This window comes from Dokdonella sp. GW821-FHT11D02 (genome assembly GCF_058808595.1).
Map to the genome: position 1 here is coordinate 1,634,154 of NZ_CM179520.1, position 17,719 is coordinate 1,651,872.

General features: G+C 68.6%; 12 protein-coding genes. 6 read left to right on the plus strand and 6 right to left on the minus strand.

What is annotated here, in order from left to right; all coding sequences use genetic code 11:
- Nucleotides 1-2: 2 nt before the first annotated feature.
- From AC3QL3_RS06840 to AC3QL3_RS06850, 3 genes are all read right to left on the minus strand, one after another.
- Entirely contained in the window at nucleotides 3-1,130 is a 1,128-nt protein-coding gene (locus AC3QL3_RS06840) for a hypothetical protein (protein ID WP_492897629.1), read from the minus strand.
- A gap of 114 nt (nucleotides 1,131-1,244) precedes the next feature.
- Nucleotides 1,245-3,257, minus strand: coding sequence for a DEAD/DEAH box helicase (locus AC3QL3_RS06845; protein ID WP_492898882.1), 2,013 nt, complete (start codon nucleotides 3,255-3,257; stop codon nucleotides 1,245-1,247).
- A 147-nt stretch (nucleotides 3,258-3,404) separates the two neighbouring features.
- Nucleotides 3,405-5,063 (minus strand): FG-GAP repeat domain-containing protein, encoded by a 1,659-nt coding sequence (locus AC3QL3_RS06850; RefSeq protein WP_492897630.1) that lies wholly within the window; start codon nucleotides 5,061-5,063, stop codon nucleotides 3,405-3,407.
- 382 nt (nucleotides 5,064-5,445) lie between these two features.
- Between AC3QL3_RS06850 and rsfS the strand changes: the two genes are divergently transcribed.
- The 3 genes from rsfS to AC3QL3_RS06865 all read left to right on the plus strand — a co-directional run bounded on the left by rsfS (nucleotide 5,446) and on the right by AC3QL3_RS06865 (nucleotide 7,015).
- Complete coding sequence (rsfS, locus tag AC3QL3_RS06855) at nucleotides 5,446-5,799, plus strand: ribosome silencing factor (RefSeq protein WP_492898884.1); 354 nt, start codon at nucleotides 5,446-5,448, stop codon at nucleotides 5,797-5,799.
- A 79-nt stretch (nucleotides 5,800-5,878) separates the two neighbouring features.
- Nucleotides 5,879-6,349, plus strand: coding sequence for a 23S rRNA (pseudouridine(1915)-N(3))-methyltransferase RlmH (gene rlmH / locus AC3QL3_RS06860; protein WP_492897631.1), 471 nt, complete (start codon nucleotides 5,879-5,881; stop codon nucleotides 6,347-6,349).
- 138 nt (nucleotides 6,350-6,487) lie between these two features.
- Nucleotides 6,488-7,015 carry a Maf family protein gene (locus AC3QL3_RS06865; RefSeq protein ID WP_492897632.1) on the plus strand — a complete coding sequence of 176 codons (528 nt, stop codon included), beginning with the start codon at nucleotides 6,488-6,490 and terminating at the stop codon, nucleotides 7,013-7,015.
- Between the two features lie 6 nt (nucleotides 7,016-7,021).
- Here the strand turns inward: AC3QL3_RS06865 and AC3QL3_RS06870 are convergent, their stop codons facing one another.
- Entirely contained in the window at nucleotides 7,022-7,504 is a 483-nt protein-coding gene (locus tag AC3QL3_RS06870) for a hypothetical protein (protein ID WP_492897633.1), read from the minus strand.
- A 117-nt stretch (nucleotides 7,505-7,621) separates the two neighbouring features.
- Nucleotides 7,622-9,991: a winged helix-turn-helix domain-containing protein gene (locus tag AC3QL3_RS06875; protein WP_492897634.1), complete on the minus strand. Its 2,370-nt coding sequence runs from the start codon at nucleotides 9,989-9,991 to the stop codon at nucleotides 7,622-7,624.
- A 118-nt stretch (nucleotides 9,992-10,109) separates the two neighbouring features.
- Between AC3QL3_RS06875 and rng the strand changes: the two genes are divergently transcribed.
- The 3 genes from rng to tldD all read left to right on the plus strand — a co-directional run bounded on the left by rng (nucleotide 10,110) and on the right by tldD (nucleotide 17,010).
- Nucleotides 10,110-11,588, plus strand: a complete 1,479-nt coding sequence (gene rng, locus AC3QL3_RS06880) for a ribonuclease G (RefSeq protein WP_492897635.1) — start codon at nucleotides 10,110-10,112, stop codon at nucleotides 11,586-11,588.
- A 9-nt stretch (nucleotides 11,589-11,597) separates the two neighbouring features.
- Nucleotides 11,598-15,455 carry a YhdP family protein gene (locus AC3QL3_RS06885; RefSeq protein WP_492897636.1) on the plus strand — a complete coding sequence of 1,286 codons (3,858 nt, stop codon included), beginning with the start codon at nucleotides 11,598-11,600 and terminating at the stop codon, nucleotides 15,453-15,455.
- A gap of 118 nt (nucleotides 15,456-15,573) precedes the next feature.
- Nucleotides 15,574-17,010 carry a metalloprotease TldD gene (gene tldD / locus AC3QL3_RS06890; RefSeq protein ID WP_492897637.1) on the plus strand — a complete coding sequence of 479 codons (1,437 nt, stop codon included), beginning with the start codon at nucleotides 15,574-15,576 and terminating at the stop codon, nucleotides 17,008-17,010.
- Nucleotides 17,011-17,065: 55 nt separating this feature from the next.
- Here the strand turns inward: tldD and yjgA are convergent, their stop codons facing one another.
- A complete protein-coding gene (gene yjgA / locus AC3QL3_RS06895) occupies nucleotides 17,066-17,608 on the minus strand; it encodes a ribosome biogenesis factor YjgA (protein ID WP_492897638.1) in 543 nt (180 codons plus the stop codon).
- Nucleotides 17,609-17,719 lie beyond the last annotated feature (111 nt).

A 17,719-nucleotide genomic window follows, 5' to 3' on the forward strand; every position in this document is an offset into this window, starting at 1 on the left:
CGCTAGTTCCCCGGGTGCGGCGTGTCGATTGCGTGTGCGGCGGTCGCGCGCATCAGCGAATCGACCGCTGCCTTGCCTTCGCGCGTGAGGAAGGGCAACAGCTGCGCATAGGTCAGCTCGAGGTCTTCGTTGCAGGCGCGCGCCGCGTAGGCGAAGTCGGTGCCGAACACCAAGCCCTTCACGGACGGGCGCAACTCCACGAAGCCGAGGTCGGTGCCGGCGCAGGCGTCGTCCTCGCTGCGTTCGGAGCTTTGCAACAGAAGCGCGTGCAGTTCTTGCGGCAGCGTGCCCATCGAGCATTCGGCCGGTTTCGTACACAAGGGCTTGGCGCCGCGTATCCAGCGCCAGGGGTCGACGCGCTCGCCGGTCTCGAGATTCCAGGTCTGGTAACCGGCGACTCCGCCGTAGGAATGCGGTCCGCCGCAGTCGGACGAGTAGGTCTGCTGCAGCACCAGCCACGGCCCGGCCCGCCATTCGACTTGAAGGGCTTGCGAGTAGCCGCCCTCGGGCGCGGCGAGGCGGCAGTGAAAGTAGGCGATGATCCCATCGCGCATCCACTCGCGCATCGCGCGATTGAAGCGACGCGCCGCCGGCTGCTCGTCGCTCAGTTCGAACATCGACACCTCGCCGTTCAGCGTGGAGACCTGTCGCAAGCCCTCGCTCGCCGGCGCGGTGGTGACTTTCTGCGCGGCGACGCGCGGCGCGTTGAACGCGATCTTCGCCGCGCTGCTGTCGGCCGGATCGCAGGTTTCGCCGTCGGCAGCGGGCGCGCTCACGCGGCTCAGGCGGATCGGCAGGACGCGCTGGCCGTCAGCGTCGTGCCAGCGGCCTTCGAGGCGATCGCCGACGACTGCATCGAGCTCCCAGTACGCGCCGGGCTGGTCGGCGCCGCCCTCGTTCCAGCGCGCGCCGTCGGGCGCGACCGCGCTCAAGGGGATGCCGAGGCCGTGGCGCAGGTAGTAGTAGTTCGCGTCGAACCGGTCCGGACGATCGAGGCAGGCCATGATCGCCTGGCTGCCGATGGTGCCGCGCCAGACGCCGGCGCGCGCTTCCTGTTCGTCCGCGGCCGCGTGCGCGGTCGAGTTCAGCCACAGCGCGAGCGCCGTCGCGACGAAGATCCGGCGATGCATCGGCGATACCCCTGATCGAAGGCCGCAGTATCGGCGATCGGAATGGCACATCGCGGGCGAAATGCGGCCCACCGCGTGATCGAGTGCGAGGCGCGGCGCGAACGCCGCGCCGGACTAGCGCGGCGGTTTCTTGTGCGTGGGACGCTTCGGACGCTCGAACCCGTCCGCCGACCGCGGCGCGAACGAAGGCGGTTTCTTCGGCTTGTGCGGCTTGCCGAACTCCGGCGCCTCGCCGCCGCGCGTGATGCGCAGCTGCTGACCGGAAACCCAGACCTTTTTGAGGTGTTTGAAGATCTCGGCCGGCATGCCGGAGGGCAGGTCGACCAGGCTGTGGTCGTCACGAATGTCGACGCGGCCGATGTACTTCGAATCGAGTCCGGCTTCGTTGGCGATCGCGCCGACGATGTTGCCGGGCTTGACGCCGTGCGTGTGGCCGACTTCGATGCGGAAGGTCTCGAAACCTTCGTCCGGCGTGTGCTCGCGCTCGTCGCGGCGCGCGCGCGCATGCGTGGGCTCGTGCGGCGTGTGCTCGCGCGGCGGCCGGCTGGCGGGCGAGGCGGCTGCCGTCTTGTCGGCATCGTGCGCGCGAGGGCGGCTATCCGATTTGTGCTCGCGCGCCGGTTTGTGTTCGCGCGGCTCGGCGGCGATCGATTCCCGCGTGCGTGGGAATGAGGATGGCGCGTCGCTGCGCGTACGCGGAGCGCTGTCGCGCCGCTCGCGTTCAGGGCGTTCGCCACGTTCAGCGCGGGCGCCGCGCTCGAACGGCTGGCTGCGCTCGTTTCGCGACGGCGGTTCGAGCAACAGCGGCTGCGTGCCCTGCGCCAGCTTGGCCAGGGCCGAGGCGATCTCGACCGCGGGCACGTTGCGTTCCTGCTCGAACTGTTCGATCAGCTGGCGGAACACACCCAGATCGGTCGAGGCGAGGGTGTCGGCGATGCGCTGCTTGAACTTGGTGATGCGCTGGTCGTTGACCGCTTCGACGCTGGGCAGCTGCATCTCGGCGATCGGCTGGCGCGTGGCGCGCTCGATCGCCATCAGCATGCGCTTCTCGCGCGGCGCCACGAACAAGATCGCCTCGCCGCTGCGGCCGGCGCGGCCGGTGCGGCCGATGCGATGCACGTAGGCTTCGGTGTCGGTCGGGATGTCGTAGTTCAGCACGTGGCTGATGCGCTCGACGTCGAGCCCGCGCGCGGCGACGTCGGTGGCGACCAGGATGTCGAGCTTGCCGTCCTTGAGCTGGCCGATCGTGCGTTCGCGCTGCGCCTGCACCAGATCACCGTTGATCGCCGCGGCGGCGAAGCCGCGCGCCTGCAGCTTCTGCGCGAGTTCTTCGGTGCCGGATTTGGTGCGCGCGAAGACGATCATCGCGTCGAACGGTTCGGCTTCGAGGATGCGCGTGAGCGCATCGAGTTTCTGCAGGCCGCTGACGTACCAGTAACGCTGGCGAATATTCGCCGCGGTGGTGGTCTTCGCCTTGATCGTGATTTCGGCCGGCTCGCGCAGATAGGTCTGCGCGATGCGCCGGATCGGCGCCGGCATGGTCGCCGAGAACAGCGCGACCTGACGTTCGGGCGGCGTCTTCTTCAGCACCGTCTCGACGTCTTCGATGAAGCCCATACGCAGCATCTCGTCGGCTTCGTCGAGCACCAAGGTGGTCAGCCCGGAGAGATCGAGCGAGCCGCGTTCGAGGTGGTCGATCACGCGTCCCGGTGTGCCGACCACCACGTGGGCGCCGCGGCGCAGGCCGCCGAGCTGCGGGCCGTAGCTCTGGCCGCCGTAGATCGGCAGCACGTGAAAGCCGGGCAGATGCACGGCGTAGCGCTGGAACGCTTCGGCGACCTGGATCGCCAGTTCGCGCGTCGGCGCCAGCACCAGCGCCTGCGGCTTGGTCTTGCTCAGGTCCAGCCGCGACAGGATCGGCAGCGCGAACGCGGCGGTCTTGCCGGTGCCGGTCTGCGCCTGGCCGAGCATGTCGCGGCCGGCCAGGAGCGGCGGAATCGTCGCGGCTTGGATCGGTGAAGGGGTTTCGTAGCCGACCGTCGCCAGCGCCTGCAACAGGGGCGCGGCGAGGCCGAGTTCGGCGAAAGAGGGCAGGTCGGGCGCAGCGTCGCGCGCATCGTTGGACATGATTTCGAGGCGGGCGCCGCGCAAGGGTAGGCCACGCATTGTAGCGCCCCATGCGTGCGCAGCGGCGTGATCGCGACCTATCGCGCCGTGTAAGCGGCGATTTCGGGCCTTGTTCGATGCACAGCGGACTCGTCGGCGGGGCGAACTTTACCCATCAAAACCGTCGCCGAAGATCGCATCGGGCGCCAGCGGCAAGACGAATTCACCGCTTGCCGCCGCGCCGCCCGCGTAGGCGCTGTCGACCGCGGCGACGCGCCAGAGGTAGCGGCCGGGCGGAAGTCCGTCGAGCTCGCGACGCTGCATGCTGCCGATCGAGCCCGGCTGCGGCAGGCGCGAGGGCAGCGCGACCGGCGCTGCGTCGCGCCAGAGTTCGAGGTCGTACGTCAGTTGCGCGGACGGCGTGTGGTCGTCGAGTGCGACATTCCAGCGCAGGCTCACGCCGGTTTCGCCGGAGGCTTCGACCGCAAGCCCGGTCGGTGCCGCCGGAGCGGCGTTGGCGGCCGCCGCGTCGTTGCGGAACAGATGAATCTGCGCTTCGACCAAGCCGTTGCCACCGGGCGTGAAGAAGCCGCCGGCGACCAGGTAGTCGAGGTCGCCGTCGCCGTCGAGATCGAACCAGGTGAACGCGCCGCCGCGGCCGATCGAGCCGATCGGTGCCGGCAATTGCACGCCGAGCGGAACGAAGCTGCCGGCTTGGTTGGCGTAGATCTCCGACTTGCCCTCGATTTCGCTGTCGCCGATGTAGCTGCCGGTGACGAGCAGGTCGACGTCGCCGTCGGAGTCGTAGTCGGCCCAGGTCGCCGCGTTGAAGTCGAGCCAGCTGCCGGACGGCGCTTCGATCAAGGTTTCGCGCACGTATCCGATGGCGTCCTTGCGGTAGATGCGCAGCTCGGTGACGAAGGTGTCGTCGGCCTCCTGCAGATTGCCGGCGACCAGCAGATCCTGGTCGCCGTCGGCGTCCACGTCCGCCATGTCGGCGAGGCCGTGCGCGATGCGCAGGCCGAGCGGATCGGTGGCGTGGAAACCGTCGGCGTCGTTGCGGAACAAGCGCACGAAGCCGCCGTCGGAAACCGGATCGACATTCGCCAGCAACAGATCGAGATCGCCGTCGCCGTCGTCGTCGGCCCAGGCGCTCTGCGCGTTGACGCTGGCATCGATCGACGCGGCGCTGTCGGTGAAGGTCCAGCCGCCGGCGCCGTCGTCGCCGTCGTTGCGCAAGAGGCGCGTGCTGAATTGGAAGTTCGCCTCGTCGTAGACCGACGGCACCAAAAGATCCGCATCGCCGTCGTTGTCGACGTCGGCGAAGCTGAGCGAGCGCAGGTCGTAAGTGTCTTCGTACTCGGAATCTTCGTAGTAGGCCGGCAGTTCGATGTCGGTGGCGACGAGACTGCCGGCGTCGTTGCGGTAGATCCGCATGGCGCCGCCGGAGGCGGCCACGAGGTCGTGATCGCCATCGCCGTCGTAGTCGCCCCAGGCCAGGTCCGAGGCACCGGCGACGAGATTGCCCAAGGGCAGTTCGATCGGCGTGAATGTCCACAAGCCGTCCGCGCCTTCGCCGTCGTTACGCAGGAGCAGCAGCTTGTCCTCGGCGCTGACGTCGTAGACGACGTAGAAGCCGATCACGGCGAGGTCGATGCGGCCGTCGCCGTCGTAGTCGGCCGGCGCGATCGAGTTGATCCAGAAATCTTCCTCCGCAGGCGTCGCGAAGTACGGCGCGGCGGTGGGAGTGACCTCGGTGAAGCTCACCTGCGCCGCAGCGAGCGGCGTCAGGGCCAGCAGAGCCAGCAGCGGAAACGAGCGCGCCATCGGTAGTCCTCCCCAGGGTCGATCGCGATCCGGCTCCTAGTTTGCCTGCAGCGGCCGCCGCGTGCGACTGCGCGCCCGCGACCGCCGTCAGGTTGCCGTCAAGCAAATGCGCATATACTCCGCTCGCGCCGATCCCGGCGCCTGGCACGCACGAGGTCGCCTCCACTTGGCTACGTCGGAACAACGCGCCCGGCCGCGCAAGGCCGGAACTCCCAAGGCCACCAAGGCCGCTCCCAGCAAGACTTCCGCCAGCGCGAAGAAGACCGCCGCGAAAACCGCCGCGAGCAAGACCAGCGCTGCGAAGAAGAAAACCGCCGCGCCGCGTGCGCGCAAGCCGGTCGCCGTGAAGGCGGTCGCCAAACCTCGAACCAAGCCCAAGCCGGTGGTCGACCCGACCGATCGTCTGCGCGACCTGGTGCTCGGCGCGCTCGACGGCCTGAAGGCGAAAGACGTGCAGGAGATCGACGTGCGCGGCAAGAGCTCGGTCGCCGACGTCATGGTCGTCGCCAGCGGCACCTCGACGCGCCACGTGAAGTCGCTCGCCGACGAGGTGGTCAAGAAGGCCAAGCAAGCCGGTGTGCCGCCGATCGGCGTCGAAGGACAGCGCGAAGCGGAATGGGTGCTGGTGGACCTGGGCGACGTGATCGTGCACGTGATGCTGCCGCGCACGCGCGAGTTCTATTCTCTGGAGCGTCTGTGGACGGTCGGCGACCGCGAGTTCGCCGCCGCCGTGTGACGCTTTCGATGAACGCTGCGGCCACGGAGGGCCGCTTCCGGATTCCCGCGATCGGCGACGATCGCAGCGGCAACTCTCGATGAAAGCGCGCTTGATCGCCGTCGGCGAGCGCATGCCGGCCTGGGTCGCCGACGGGTTCGCCGAATACCGCAAACGTCTGTCGCGCGAACTGCCGCTCGAACTGGTCGAACTCCCGCTCGGCAATCGCGGCAAAGGGCGCGATCCGGCCCGCGCGATCGCCGAAGAAGGTGCCGCGGTGCTGGCGGCGTTACCCAAAGATACGCAGGTGGTCGCGCTCGACGGCCGCGGCAAGCCGTGGTCGAGCGAACAGCTCGCCGCCGAACTTTCGCGTTGGCGCATGTCCGGCCGCGATCTCGCCTTTCTGATCGGCGGACCCGACGGCCACGCGTCCGAGGTGCTTGCGCGGGCGGATCAGCAATGGGCGCTCGGACCTTTGACCTTGCCGCACATGCTGGTGCGGCTGATCGTTGCCGAGCAGCTTTATCGTGCGATGTCGATCAACGCCGGACATCCCTATCATCGGGTCTGAGCCGGCGCGGTCGCTGCGGTTTTGCGATCGATGCGGGTCGCGGAAATCAACAGCAGCCGTTCACGGCTGCGTTCTGCCAAAGGAGCCGGTGTCATCGCGCATATTTTTCTCGCTTCGCAATCGCCGCGCCGGCGCGAGTTGCTCGCTCAGATCGGCGTCGATTTCGAGATCATCGACGTCGAGGTGCCGGAACGGCGCGAGCCGGGCGAGTCGCCGGCCGACTACGTCAGCCGCGTCGCGCGCGAGAAGGCCGGCGCCGGTCTGCTCAAACTCGGCGCGGTCAGCGATGTGCTGGTGCTCGGCGCGGATACCGAAGTCGTGCTCGGAGAAGAGGTGTTCGGCAAGCCGGCCGACGCCGCCGATGCCGCCGCGATGCTGCGTCGCTTGTCCGGCCGCGCGCATCGCGTGATCTCGACGGTGTGGCTGGTCAGCGGCGGCCGCGAGGAACAGGCGAGCAGCCTGTCGACGGTTGAATTCATGCCGCTCGATGACGCGACGATCGCCGCTTACGTCGCCAGCGGCGAGCCGTTCGGCCGCGCCGGCGCGTACGCGATCCAGGGCCGCGCTGGCCGCTTCGTGCGTCACCTGGAAGGCAGCTACAGCGGCGTCATGGGTTTGCCGCTGTATGAAACCGGCGAACTGCTGCGCCGCTTCGGCGTCGGCTGACGCGCGCTATTCCTGCGCTTCGAAGCTGTCGTTGAAGATCGGATCGCGCAGGTCGGCGTCGATCGTGAACTCGATATAAGAATCGATGAAGCGGCCGCCGCCGGCCATCTCGGTGCCGAAGCGGCCCTCGCGGATGGTGCCGTTGTAGAGCGTGCTGTTCTCCAGCACGTAGTCGAACGTGCCCTGGCCCGACCAACCCAAGCCGCTTCCGGTCAAGCCGATCCAGGCCTGCTCGGCGTCGGACGTCGGCACGTCGAAGGTGTAGTAGAAATCGGCCGCATCGAGCGCGCCTTCGGTGCTGTAGTGAATGACCAGGCTGGTGCCGATGATGCGGCCGGTGATCGGCCCGTTTTCGTCGCCGAACGAGCCGAAGGTGAAGGAGTAGCTGGAGGTGGCCGGGAAATCGATGCGGCGAACCAGGATCTCGGCGCTGGCTGGAGCTGCGATGAGGGCGAGGGCGAGGCAGGCGGCGAGCGGGGCGCGAAGCATGGAAGTCTCCTGGCGGTTGGGGCAGCTCGATTGCAGCCCGCGACCCCGCCGCAGGTCTTGACGGATTCGTGACGGCGCTGCGACGAAGCGTGATTCGGCGTCGAGTTAAGGGAAACGTCAGAACGCGGCCAGCCAGCTGGAGTCGAGCGTGAGTTCGGGCGCTTGCGCGAGCTGATCGAGGCGGGCGCGTTCGGCCGCCGCTTCGTCCTTGCGACCGCTCGCCTGCAGTGCGGCGATGCGCAGCGCGATCGCGTCGGGATGTTGCGCCAGCAGCGGTTTCCACTGCGCTTGCGCCAGCAACGCGGCCGGTCGATCGAGCGCGAGCTGCCAGCGGCCGAGCTGGAACAGAGCGGTCTGTGCGACCGCGCCGTTGCGGCCGTTGTCGGTGTCGAGCAGGTGCGCGAGATCGTCGGCCGCAGCGGCGAGGTCGCCGCCGGCACCGCGTTCGAGCGCGGCGATCAGCGGTTGCCAGGCGCGCCAATGGTCCGCTTCGGCGCCGTTCGCGGTCAGGCGGCGGAACTCGTTCGCGGCGGTCTGCGCGCGCGTCGCATCGCCCGCGCGTGCGGCGATCGCGACGGTCTCGACCAGCAGCTGGGTCGCGTTGCGCTCCATGCTCGCCTCGGCATAAAGCCGGCGCGCCGCCTCCAGTTGCTCGAAGGCGCGGGCCCAGTCGTTCTGGCGTGCGGCCAGTCCGGCCAGCGCCCAGCGGACCTCGGCCTGCCAATACGGATTCTTCTCGCGCTCGGCCGCGGCCAGCATCTGCGTGGCCAGCACGCGCGCCTCTTCGCGGCGTTCGAACGGTGCCAAGGTCCACACCAGCTGGACGCCGGTCAGCATTTGCAGATTCAGATCGCCGCGCGTGCGCGCCAGCGCGATCGCCTGCTTGAACAAGGCGGTGGCGTCGAGCAGACGGCCCTGGTTGGCTTCGGTCGCGCCGAGATTGCCGAGCGCGGCGCCTTCGAGGTAGCTGTCGCCGGCGGCACGCGCGGCATCGAGACCGGCGCGCAGCGCGGCGGCTGCGGCTGCCGCGTCGCCGGCGCCGTTGTCGAGGCTGGCCAGATTCACCAGCACCGAGGCTTCGGCGCGGCGGCTGCCGGCGCTGCGCGCGAGTTCGAGCGCGCGCTCGAACTTCTGGCGCGACTGCGCGAAGCGGCCGCGCTCGTCTTCGATCGAACCGTAGGCGACCAGGAGGTCGGTCAGCGCCAGCGCGCGGCCTTCCTTGGGCAGCTGCGCCAACGCTTCGTCGAGCAGGTCGGCGGCCGCATCGAGATCGCCGCGAGCGAAGGCGAGCGAGGCGAGTTGCCTGAGCGCGGGCACCAGCAGCTCGGTGTCGCCGCGCTCGCGCGCCGCGGCGGCGACCCGGCTCGCGTTGTCGAGGCTGGCGGCGGCTTCACCGCTGCGTGCTTGCGCCGCCGCCAGGCCGAGCCGCGGCCACGCCAGGCCGGGGTCGTGGTCGAGGCAGATCGAAAAATATTGCTTCGCGCTGATCATGTCGCCGCGCAATTGCGCGTCGAGGCCGCGCGCATAGGCTTCGGCCAGGAACGCGTTGGCGGCGCCAGCGGCGCCGATGTCGGCCGGCGGCGGCGGATCGAGATCGAGCCAACGGCGCACGCGCACGACCGCGTCGGCGGCCAGTGCGGCCGGTTCGCTGCCGTGCAGGGTTTCGCGGCGTTCGGCGCCGCCGTCGGCGATCAGGCGCACGTCGAGCTCGTAGACCGGTCCGAGCCGGCGCAGCTCGCTGGCGAGGAAATGGGTCGCGCCGAGCGCGCGGCGCAGCGTCTGCAAGGTGGCGGCATCGGTCTCGGCGCGGTCGCCGATCACCGCCTGCACGTTCGCCGCCGCGATCACTTCGGCCTTGCCGGAGGGGCCGAACAGGCTGGTCATCAGGCCCATCAAGCCGCGTCGCGTCCATGCCAGCGCGGCCTCGCCGCTGTGGTCGGCGACCGGCAGCACCGCGATGCGCTGCAGGACCACCCCGGCCGGGTGGGAAATCTGGCGCTGCGCCAGCAGCACGGCGGCGCCGAGCAGGGCCAGGACCAGCGCCGCTGCGGCGTAATGGCGCAGGGGGCGGCGCCGCGGCTCGGGCAGCGGTCTCGGCGCGGCGGTCGCTGCGGCGTCCACGGCGGCAGCAGGCGGCTCCGCCGTGGCTTCGATCTCGACCGGCGCGACCCAGCGCAGTCCGCGGCCGTGCACGGTGCGGATCACACGCTGGGCGTCGCCGTCGTCGCCGAGCGCGCGTCGCGCCTTGCGCAGCTGCTGCGACAGCGCCGCGTCGGTGACCGGCCGATCGCCCCACAGCTGGGCGTTCAATTCGCGCTTGGACAAGGCGCGCTCGCGCTCGCGCAGCAGGATTTCGATCAGGTCGAACACTTTCGCTTCGAGCTCGACGAGCTGGCCGCCGCGGCGGACTTCGCGCGCATCGAGGTCGATCAGGTACTCGCCGGTACGGAAGCGCGAGGGGGTGGACAAACTCGTTCCGAGGGTCACGCAGGGCTCCGGATTCTAAGCGATCGGGCGCGACCGCTTGGAAAGCGCGTACCCGCATTCGACAAGGACGCGCCGGGAAAGCTATAAGTCTCATCAGCTTCCCACGCCAAGTGCCTTCATGTCCGAAGAAATCCTGATCAATGTGACCCCGCGCGAGACGCGTGTGGCGCTGGTCGAAAACGGCATGCTGCAGGAGGTGCAGGTCGAGCGCGCGAGTCGGCGCGGCTACGTCGGCAACATCTACAAGGGCAAGGTCAGCCGGGTCATGCCGGGCATGCAGGCGGCCTTCGTCGAGATTGGCCTTGAGCGCGCCGCGTTCCTGCACGCCTCCGACATCGTGCGCCTGTCCTCACCCTTGATCGGCGACAACGGCGAGGTCGCCCCGGCGCCGCCGCCGCCGATCGGCGAGCTGGTGCGCGACGGCCAGGAAATCGTCGTGCAAGTGGTGAAGGATCCGATCGGCAGCAAGGGCGCGCGTCTGACCACGCACTTGTCGATCCCGTCGCGCCATCTGGTGCTGCTCCCCTACAGCAAGGTGCTCGGCGTGTCGGTGCGCATCGAGGACGAGGCCGAGCGCGCGCGGCTGAAGGAAACTCTGGCCGATCTGCTCGGCGAAACGCGGTTCGGCTACATCGTGCGCACCAACGCCGAGGGCGAGTCGCGCGAGGCGCTGGCGGAAGATGTCGACTACCTCGGCCGCCTGTGGACGGCGGTGCAGGATGAGATCGAGCGCGCCAAGGTCGGCCGCTGCATCTACGAAGATTTGAACCTGCCGCTGCGCGCACTGCGCGACCTGATGCGGCCGTCGGTGGAAAAAGTGCGGGTGGACTCGCGCGAGACCTACGAGCGCGCCTCGCGCTTCGCCGAGCAGTTCATGCCGGAGTTGGCCGACCGGGTGGAACATTACCCGGGCGAGCGCCCGATCTTCGACCTCAACGGGGTCGAGGACGAGATTCAGAAAGCGTTGCGCAAGGAGGTTCCGCTGAAATCGGGCGGCTACCTGATCGTCGACCAGACCGAGGCGATGACCACCATCGATGTGAACACAGGGGCCTTCCTCGGCTCCCGCAATCTCGAAGAAACCGTGTTCCGCACGAATCTGGAGGCCGCGCAGGCGGCTGCGCGCCAGCTGCGTCTGCGCAACCTCGGCGGCATCATCATCATCGATTTCATCGACATGACCGACGCCGAACACCAGCGTCAGGTGCTGCGCCAGCTGCAGAAATCGATGGCGCGCGATCACGCCAAGGCGACGGTGTACGAGATGTCGCCGCTCGGCCTGGTCGAGATGACGCGCAAGCGCACCACCGAGAGCCTGGAACGCCAGCTGTGCGAGCCGTGTCCGGCCTGCAGCGGCCGCGGCACGTTGAAGACGGCCGAAACGCTGACCTACGAGATCTTCCGCGAGATCACCCGCGCGGTGCGCCAGTTCGAAGCCAAGCAGCTGCTCGTGCTGGCCGCGCCGAAAGTGGTCAACCGCATCCTGGAGGAAGAGTCGGCGGCGGTGGCGGAGCTGGAGGAATTCATCAGCAAGACCATCCGTTTCCAACCGGAAGAGCACTACTCACAGGAACAGTACGATGTGGTCGTGCTGTAGCGCGCGCCGATGCCCTTGACGCCGCCCTGGCGGGCGCGTCTGCGTCGCCTGCGTTTCGCCGTGCTCGCCACGGCGAGCGCGCTGGTGATCGCGTTCGGTGTGCTGGCCGGGCTGACCCAGCTGGTGCTGCCGTGGGTCGAGCGCCATCCGCAGCAGGTCGAGCAGTGGCTGTCGCAGCGGCTCGGCCGCGCCGTCACCATCGGCCACGTCGACGGCGTCTGGGTCGGCGGTGGACCGGTGCTCGCGCTCGCGGACGTGCGCATCGCAGCGGCCGATCCGCAGCAGGCGCCGTTCGCGATACCGAACGCGGAACTCGCCTTCAATCCGTGGGCGGTGTTTCGGCGCAACCACGCGGTCAGCGAATTCCGCATCGGCGGACTCGATCTGAAACTGGCGCGCGTGGACGGCGCCTGGCAGCTGCACGGGCTCGATCTGGCGCCGAGCGGCGGCGACGACAGCTTCTCGATGGGCGCGCTCGGCGCGATCGAGATACGCGAGTCGAAATTCTCGATCGAAGACGCCGAGCACGAACTCGATCTCGAACTCGGCGTGCCGGTGCTGCGCCTGCTCAACCGCGGCGCGATCACCCACGTGGTCGGACGCGTGCGCCTGCTCGGCAGCGATTCGCCGCCGCTGGAGCTGGTCGCCGACCTCGACGTCAACCGCCGCTCGGGCGAGATCTACGTCGGCGGGCGCGATCTCGACCTCGCCCGCGCGGCCGCGAAGCAGACGCCGGGCGGCGTGCTGGTCGCCGGCGGCCGCGGCGAGGTGCAGATCTGGGCGCGCGTCGGCGATGCTCGGCTTGACGACGTGCGCGCGCGCGTCGATCTGCGCGAGGCGCAGTTCGGCGGCGTCGCGCCGATCCAGTTGGAAGGAAAGACACCGCTCGACGAAGTGTCCACGATCGCGCCGCGCACGGCATTCGAGCGGCTCGCCTTCGTCGCTCGCTGGCAACGCGAAGAAGGCGGCTGGAGTTTCGATCTGGCCGATTTCCGCAGCGACGCGAGCACGAATGCGCCGGCGCGACTCAGCCTGGAACGGCGCGGCGATGCGGACCAGCCGAGCTACCGCGCCGGTGCGATGGCGATGCCGCTGGAACCGCTCGGCAATCTCGCGATGCTGTTTGCCGCGGCGCCGGACGGCCTGCGCCGCTGGCTCTATCTGGCCCATCCGCGCGGCATGCTCGAGAACGCGCAAGCGAGCTGGGCCGGCGCCAACGACTACACCGTCGAAGCGAAGCTGCGCGGCATCGATCTCGGCGACGCCGGCCGCGTGCCCGGGGTCGAGCGGCTCGATCTGAACGTGCGCGGCGATGCCGAGTCGATCCTGCTCGAACTGCCGCAGCAGCCGCTGCGCATCGATTATCCGCGCGTGTTCCGCAAGCCGTTCCTGTTCTCGCAGTTCGGCGGCGACGTGGTGGTGCGTCCGGACGAGGACGGTTGGCGCATCGAGACCGATCGGCTCGCCTTCGAAGGCGAAGGCTACGGCTTGGAGCTGCGCGGCGGTGTCGGGCTGCGTACGGGGCGACGTCCGTTTCTCGATCTGTACGCGCTGGTCACCCACGGCGACGTCGTCGCGGCGAAGCTGTTCTGGCCGACCACCAACATGTCGCCGAAGGCGATCGCCTGGCTCGATCGCGGCCTGGTCGACGGCCGCATCGTCGGCGCGCGCGCGGCGCTGCGCGGCGATCTCACCGACTGGCCGTTCCGCGACGACAGCGGCCGCATGATCGCGCGCGCCGAAGTGGAGGGACTCGATCTCATCTACGACGGTAACTGGCCGCACGCCGACAACGTGCATGCGTTCGCGACCTTCCTCAACACCAGCATGCAGGTCGACGTCACTTCGGCGCAGTCGATGGGCAACACGATCGGCGAGGCGAGCGCGACCTTCGCCGACTTCGATCAGCTGGTGCTCGAGCTGGCGCTGAAAGGCGAGGGCAGCGGCGCGACCCTGCTCGATTTCATGCGCGCGACGCCGATCGGCAAGCGCAACGAAGACGCGCTGAAGGATCTGGAAATCAGCGGCAAGGGCGCGCTCGCGCTGAAGCTGAATCTGCCGATCAAGCAGCTCGACACTTTGAGCTTGGACGGCAGTGTCGATCTCAGCGGCGCGAAGATCGATCAGCGCAGCTACGACCTGCATTTCACCGACGCCTCGGGCGCCCTGCGCTTCACCCACAAGGGCATGAAAGTCGAAGGGCTCGACGCGAAGTTTCGCGGCCGCCCGGTCAAGCTCGGGCTGGCGTTGGCCGGTCTGGTCGCCGACCCGCGCCATGCGTTAGAGGGAACGGTAACCGGACGCTTCCCGGCAACCACCGTGTTCTCCGACGTGCCGACGATCCTGCCGGCGCTGGTCAAATTCCCGGGCGAATCGACCTGGACCGCCGGCGTCGACCTCGACACCGCCGCCAGCGGTGGCCGCAAGCGCTTGCGCTTGCAGAGCGATCTGCGCGGCACTTCGATCGATCTGCCGGCGCCGCTGGCGAAGATGGCCGATGCGCCCTTGCCGTTCAAACTCGAAATGGAGTTGCCGTTCGCCGGCAAAGGCTTCGACGCCACGCTCGGCAACCTGCTCGCCGCGAAGGGTCGCATGGCGGACGGCAAACAGCCGTTCGCCGCGCGCGTGCAGTTCGGTACGGGTACGGTCGGCGCGCCGCCGGCGCAAGGCGTCGCGATCGGCGGCCGCGCGCCGAGTCTGGACGCCGGCGGCTGGATCGATCTGGCCCAGCTCGACGGCGGCAGCGGCGTTCGCGCCGGCGGCGGCTTGCAGGGCATCGACCTGCGCATCGACGACTTCCTCATCGGCGGCCGCGGTTTCGGTGCGATGCGGGTGGTGATCGACAGCAACGCGGCGGCGTCGACGATCCGCCTCGACGGCGCCGCGGCCGCCGGCACGCTGACGATTCCGAACGTCGAACTCGCGCGCCAGGGCGTCACCGCGACGTTCGATCACGTGTACTGGCCGGAAGCGCCGGAAGCGACCGAAACCGATGCCGACGACGGCAATGCGCTGGTCGACGCCGCGCCGGCGGCGCTGCCGCCGCTGCATCTGACGGTCGCCGATTTCCGCCTCGGCAAGGCCAGTTTCGGTGCCGCCGAATTCGAGAGCCGGCCGATCGCGAACGGCATGCAGATCGACAAACTGCAAGCGCGCTCGCCCAACATCAACATGAAGGCCAGCGGCGAGTGGACCGGCAGCGCGAAGAACACGCGCTCGCGTCTGTCGATCGAGCTGACCGCGCAGAATCTCGGCCAGATGATGTCGGCGCTCGGCTTTTCGGGCCTGGTCGACGGCGGCGCCACGCGCGCCGCGATCGATGCGTCCTGGCCCGGCGCGCCGTCTGCGTTCGCGTTGTCGCGGCTCGACGGCACGCTCGACATCGACGTTTCGGAAGGCCGTTTCCCCGATGTGGAACCGGGTGCGGGACGTCTGTTCGGCTTGCTCTCGCTGACCGAAATCCCACGCCGGCTGACCCTGGATTTCAGCGATTTCTTCAAGTCCGGCCTCAGCTTCAATTCGATCAAGGGCAAGTTCCGCCTGGCCGACGGCAACGCTTTCACCGACGGCCTGCGCATCGACAGCCCGGCTGCCGACATCGTCGTGACCGGACGCACCGGCCTGCGTGCGAAGGACTACGACCAGCAAATGACGGTCAGCCCGCACGCCGGCGTGACCCTGCCGATCGTCGGCGCGATCGCCGGTGGCCCGATCGGCGCCGCGGCCGGCCTGGTCGTGCAGGGCATCCTGCACCGGCCGCTCGGCAAGGTCATCGCGATCCGCTATCACGTGCTCGGCACCTGGGAAAAGCCGCGCATCGTCGCGGTGGCGCGTGAAAGCCGCGAGGCGAAGAAGAAAAAACCCTAAGTATGCAGGGACTTGCGCCGCGCTCGATTGCGCTTCAGCATGCGCGCCCCCAATAAGCGGGAGCGGCGTTTTCCACTTTTCGCCGCCCCAATCCCCAATCCCCAATCGCGGCTCCCCCATGGATCTGATCACCCAAGCCGAACAACGCCTGCTGCGCCCCGGCGGCCTCGCCGCCGGCGACCTCGACGGCATCTTCGCGCGGCTGATGGGCCCGTCCATCGACGCGGCCGATCTGTACTTCCAGCATTCGCGCAGCGAGTCGTGGCTGCTCGAAGACGGCATCGTCAAAGACGGCAACCATTCGATCGAACAAGGCGTCGGCGTGCGCGCCTTGTCGGGCGAGAAAGCCGGCTTCGCTTATTCCGACGAGATCGTGTTGCCGGCCCTGCTCGAAGCGGCCGGCTCGGCGCGTGCGATCGCGCGCGCCGGCAGCAACGGTGTCGGCCAGCCGCTGGCGATCGCCAGTGGCCGCGGGCTGTATCCGGCGCTCGATCCGATCGACAGCTTGTCCAACGAAGCGAAGATCGCGGTGCTGCGCGAAGTCGACGCCTATTGCCGCGCACAGGACCCGCGCGTCAAGCAGGTCATCGTCAGCCTCGCGGCCGGTCTGGATACGGTCTTGATCGCGCAGTCCGACGGCACCCTCGCCGCCGACGTGCGTCCGCTGGTGCGCCTGAACGTACAGGTCGTCGCCGAACAGAACGGCCGGCGCGAAACGGGCAGCCACGGCGGCGGCGGCCGCTACGGCTTCGACGAACTGCTCAGCGAAGGTCGCGCGCATGCGTTCGCGCGCGAGGCGGTGCGCGTGGCCTTGGTCAATCTGGAAGCGGTACCGGCACCGGCCGGCACCATGACTGTCGTGCTCGGCCCGGGCTGGCCGGGCGTACTGCTGCACGAAGCGATCGGGCACGGTTTTGAGGGTGATTTCCATCGCAAGGAAACCTCCGCCTTCGCCGGCATGCTCGGCGAGAAGGTCGCCGCCGACGGCGTCACCGTGGTCGACGACGGCACGCTGGCCGGCCGCCGCGGCTCACTCAGTATCGACGACGAAGGCACGCCGACGAACTGCACCGTGCTGGTCGAAAACGGCGTGATGAAGGGCTACATGCAGGACAAGCTCAACGCGCGCCTGATGGGCATGCGTTCGACCGGCAACGGCCGGCGTGAATCGTTCGCGCATCTGCCGATGCCGCGCATGACCAACACTTACATGCTGCCGGGCTCGCGCGATCCGGGTGAAATCATCGCCTCGGTCTCGCGCGGCCTGTATGCGGTCAACTTCGGCGGCGGCCAGGTCGACATTACGAACGGCAAGTTCACCTTCTCGGCAAACGAGGCGTATCTGATCGAGGACGGCAAGATCACGCGGCCGGTCAAGGGCGCGACTCTGGTCGGTTCCGGCGCCGAAGTGCTCAAGCGCGTCTCGATGATCGGCAACGACTTGAAGCTCGACGAAGGCGTCGGCGTCTGCGGCAAGGACGGCCAGAGCGTGCCGGTCGGCGTCGGCCAGCCGACCTTGCGCATCGATGCGATGACGGTTGGCGGGACGGCTTGAGGGCCGGGATTGGGGATTTGGAATTGGGGATTAGAAAAAGCGGGTGTGTGTGCCTTTACTCCAATCCCGAATCCCCAATCTCCAATCCCGGCTGTTCGCGCAACACGCGAAACAGCTCTCGATATGCGTGCGGCGGTTTGTTCGCTTTGCGCTCGGCCAACGCGTTGCGCACGAGTTGGCGCAATTGCTGGCGGTCGGCGGCAGGATGCGCGGCGATGAATTCGGCCAGCGCTTCGTCGCCTTCCTCGAGCAGGCGCTCGCGCCAGCGTTCGAGTTGGTGCAGCTCGGCCGCTTCGCGATGCGCAAGGGCGCGGTCTTGCGCCAGCACCTTGCGCATCGGTTCGAGCGCTTCCTCGTCGAGCTTGCGCAGCTGCTTGGCGAGAAATTGCGTCTGCCGCTTGCGCGCGATGTGCGAGGTGATGGCACGCGTGCGCAGCACTTCGGCGCGCAGGTCCTCCTCGAGCGGCACGCGCGCGAGCTGGGCGTTGCTGAGCGCGGCCAAGGTTTCGGCGAGCTTGAAGATGTCGAGCGCGTCGCGGCGCTGCTGGCTGCGGCTCGGGCCGGTAAATTCGTCGTCGAAGTCGTCGGTGTCGTGCATCTGAATAGTGAGCGCTCGATTGGCGTCATGCCTGCACGGAAGGGAATCCATGTTGCACGTGCGGCAGACTGCTCGTACGGCAAATCGCGATGGATGCCCGTGCGGGCGTGA